Here is a 2,871-nt window from a genome sequence, read left to right as displayed (position 1 = left end):
ATTTTAATATCCGTTTGTTTTCTTCCAATATCTCCCTACAAGAAGTGAAAAACCAATCGTTCCAACGAATAAAATAACCGTTAAGACTTGCATAACACCATGGGCAAAAGTGTCCATTGTCTCCATTTCAGCTTCCCTCCCCACAACTTTTTCTACCTATCTTATTATAAGGAAAGTTTCAGCCATTGTAAATGAAGCTATGTAAACATTCGTCAGTCCTCCACAATGTTTGTTCCTCTATTTTACACTTTCACCGTGCTCTAGTTCCCAAAGCTTCTCAAAGAATGCTTGTCCTTTAATCATGCTTTCACACAACTGGTAATGACGCTGTGACCAACCATGCTTTATTTCCTGATATAGTCTATCCCACGCCTCATGACGCTCCATTAATTGAATGCTATCATAGTTATGTGGTTTCCATTCCGTATACCAATAACGAATTTCGGCTGAATTTCCTGTTGTATAAAGCTGATCAAGAGCCATAAAAAGAAGCTGTTTAAGCTGTCGTTCTTTTCGAGTTAACCCATTCATCTCCTCAGGACTTGGAGAAAGAATATGGTATTCCTTTTGCACAACTTCTTTTTCTGTATCAAACACCTCTAGCTCATTATTTTCTAAAAGCTCATAAACGATTTGCTCTTGCCTTGGTGTTAATCGACTTTTTCGAATCGGTGTCTTATACCCCATTGTATCAACGGCAATAATTCCTTCACCATTTGAGGCAATAAAACAATAATCGAGCTGGATTCTGGACATATTTTTCCGTAAGTAGCTTTGCTGATGTACAGCCTTTAATAGTGCTTCAGGTAGCTCTGCCATTTGATTTTCAATATAGTGAAACAGCTGGGTGCTTACACGAACGACAATCGCCTGATCTAAAACCTCGATTCGATCATCGCTTCTCCATTCAAAAAAATCACAAACGTTGTAGCCGTTCTCTTCTCCTTCAAACCAATTTACCCATACATCACGAATATGAACCATTCTTAAGCCTCCTTACTCTGTTTTCGAATGTATCCTTCAGTATAGGCAGAAATAACCCAATTTATTCCACGGTTAATTTATTCAACATCTGTTTACAGCCTCCTTCATCTTTCCATCGACGTTTTTCGGGAAAAACAATGGCAACCCCCCTGCCGTTAGAGTCGTGTTTGTTTCTTACCCCCATGCTCTCTACAGCCTTTAACGAGATTTAAAGCTTGACTTTTCAAGAAGTTTCTTTGCTGATAGCGGCAGCATCAAAGTTGTCGTTAAATTCTTATCCTTTTTCACCACTGAGTCAATAAGCTGATAGCCTAAGAAATACCCTGTCCATTGGGGAATACGTCGGCCATCGCCATAAAGAAAAATGTGATGGGCTTCACGTCCTTTTAAGGTTAGATTATTTCTTACGATCTGCCAAAGCCGATCGATTTGTTCACTTGGATAATATGCGGTCCATGATGCAAGGGCCTGTGAGCCTATCTCTTCATAGACAGCCTTCTCTGCTAGCCCTTCCATGACGATTGATTCAAGTAAAGACATTGTTTCTTCCCGCTCATTTGTCTTTACGATCCGACAGGAGTGATGGTACTCGTGGGTAACTAGCGCTTGAATTTGCTCTTCTTCCAAATCACCATGGACAAAAAGTAGGATTTTATCAGCAAAGCTAACCCCCATCTTCCCACCAAGCTGTTTCCATATCAAAGGATTTTTTTTAGTCACTGGAAATACATAAATGGGAATATCGGGGCCCTCCCATTTCTCTTTTAAGACTGTATACTGACGTTGGACAACATGCCACACTTGTTTGTCCACTAAAGCTTGATATTCAAACGAGATATCCTCATCAGGATAAAACAAGCCCTGCATAAGCAGCTGTTGATGAAGCTGATCCGTTTGGGGGTGCCGAAAGATTTTTTTTAATGGTAGGATCAAATATTTACGTTGCAATTCATATCTCTGTCCTAAAAAGGTTGCCTTTCGCAAATGTGTTAAATACCATGTAAGCCATTTATCGGTTCGCACCGTTCCCATCTACACACCCCTTCATGCCTCTACTCCTGTTGTAATGTATGTGTAAAAATAGGTTCGTGACAGGGCTAGCAATGAAACATAAATAACAAATCGTTGCGGAAAAGGCATGCTCTTTTATTACAGGAAGAAGTAGTGATTAAAAATAAAAAGGACAGACAAATGTCCATCCCTTTTTTCTATGTGCTCGTATCCTTTTTATCTTCAAAAAGAAACGTAAGTCCACCCTTCTTCTCATCCCAAGCAAGAGCAGCTTGAAATGTTTTCTCTCCTTTTTTAAAGCCTTTTATGACATTGGTTTTTCCTTCTATCAAAAGACGCTTCACATTGGCTTGCGAAATTTTTTTACCGAGAATCATTTTTGATATCGTAAAGGTACAGCCTTTTTTTCGATACTCCGCACATCCGTAAAACGCTCCTCGATCCAAAAGGCTGCCACCACAGCTCTTGCACGTACCAACGATAGCTCCCCCTTTGCTCTTACGTTTCGTTTGGCGTTGGATAGACGATGTATCAAATGAAGAAAAATCCCATGCTTTCGATCGCTCATAAGCTTCTTCAATTAAATGCTGAGACAGCTTTTTGACTTGCTCCATAAACCGTTTCGGGTCAGCCTCTCCTCGACCGATTTCTAAAAGACGTTGTTCCCATTTTGCCGTCATTTCTGGCGACGTTAAAACACTGTCCCCTAACGCCTCGATCAGCAATTGTCCTTTTTCTGTAGCGTACACCTGATTTTTCGTCACTTGAATATAGCCACGGTCTTTTAAAATTGAAATAATCCCTGCTCTTGTTGCCTCTGTTCCAAGTCCTTCCGTTTGCATTAACACCTTTTCCAATGCTTCATCTTCAAGGTAT

Annotated in this window: 4 protein-coding genes; all 4 read right to left on the bottom strand. The window is 40.2% G+C overall.

Going from position 1 to position 2,871, the window contains the following annotated elements:
• Positions 1–3: 3 nt before the first annotated feature.
• A complete protein-coding gene (locus BLT_RS24675; protein WP_017726923.1) occupies positions 4–126 on the bottom strand; it encodes a hypothetical protein in 123 nt (40 codons plus the stop codon).
• 111 nt (positions 127–237) lie between these two features.
• A complete protein-coding gene (locus BLT_RS0106110; protein WP_017726922.1) occupies positions 238–984 on the bottom strand; it encodes a YjbA family protein in 747 nt (248 codons plus the stop codon).
• A 198-nt stretch (positions 985–1,182) separates the two neighbouring features.
• Positions 1,183–2,016, bottom strand: a complete 834-nt coding sequence (locus tag BLT_RS0106105; protein WP_017726921.1) for a DUF2268 domain-containing protein — start codon at positions 2,014–2,016, stop codon at positions 1,183–1,185.
• 176 nt (positions 2,017–2,192) lie between these two features.
• On the bottom strand, positions 2,193–2,871 hold a 679-nt coding region (locus BLT_RS21530; protein ID WP_017726920.1), incomplete at its 5' end, for a type IA DNA topoisomerase.

The organism is Halalkalibacterium ligniniphilum, assembly GCF_000334155.1.
GTDB lineage: Bacteria > Bacillota > Bacilli > Bacillales > Bacillaceae_D > Halalkalibacterium > Halalkalibacterium ligniniphilum.
Note: the sequence above shows the minus strand (reverse complement) of the source record. Positions and strands in the feature narration are given on the sequence as shown.

Bases quoted from the DNA above. Each gene is read 5' to 3' on its own strand.
- BLT_RS24675 (WP_017726923.1), bottom strand. From the start codon at position 126: ATGGAGACAATGGACACTTTTGCCCATGGTGTTATGCAAGTCTTAACG.
- BLT_RS0106110 (WP_017726922.1), bottom strand. From the start codon at position 984: ATGGTTCATATTCGTGATGTATGGGTAAATTGGTTTGAAGGAGAAGAG.
- BLT_RS0106105 (WP_017726921.1), bottom strand. From the start codon at position 2,016: ATGGGAACGGTGCGAACCGATAAATGGCTTACATGGTATTTAACACAT.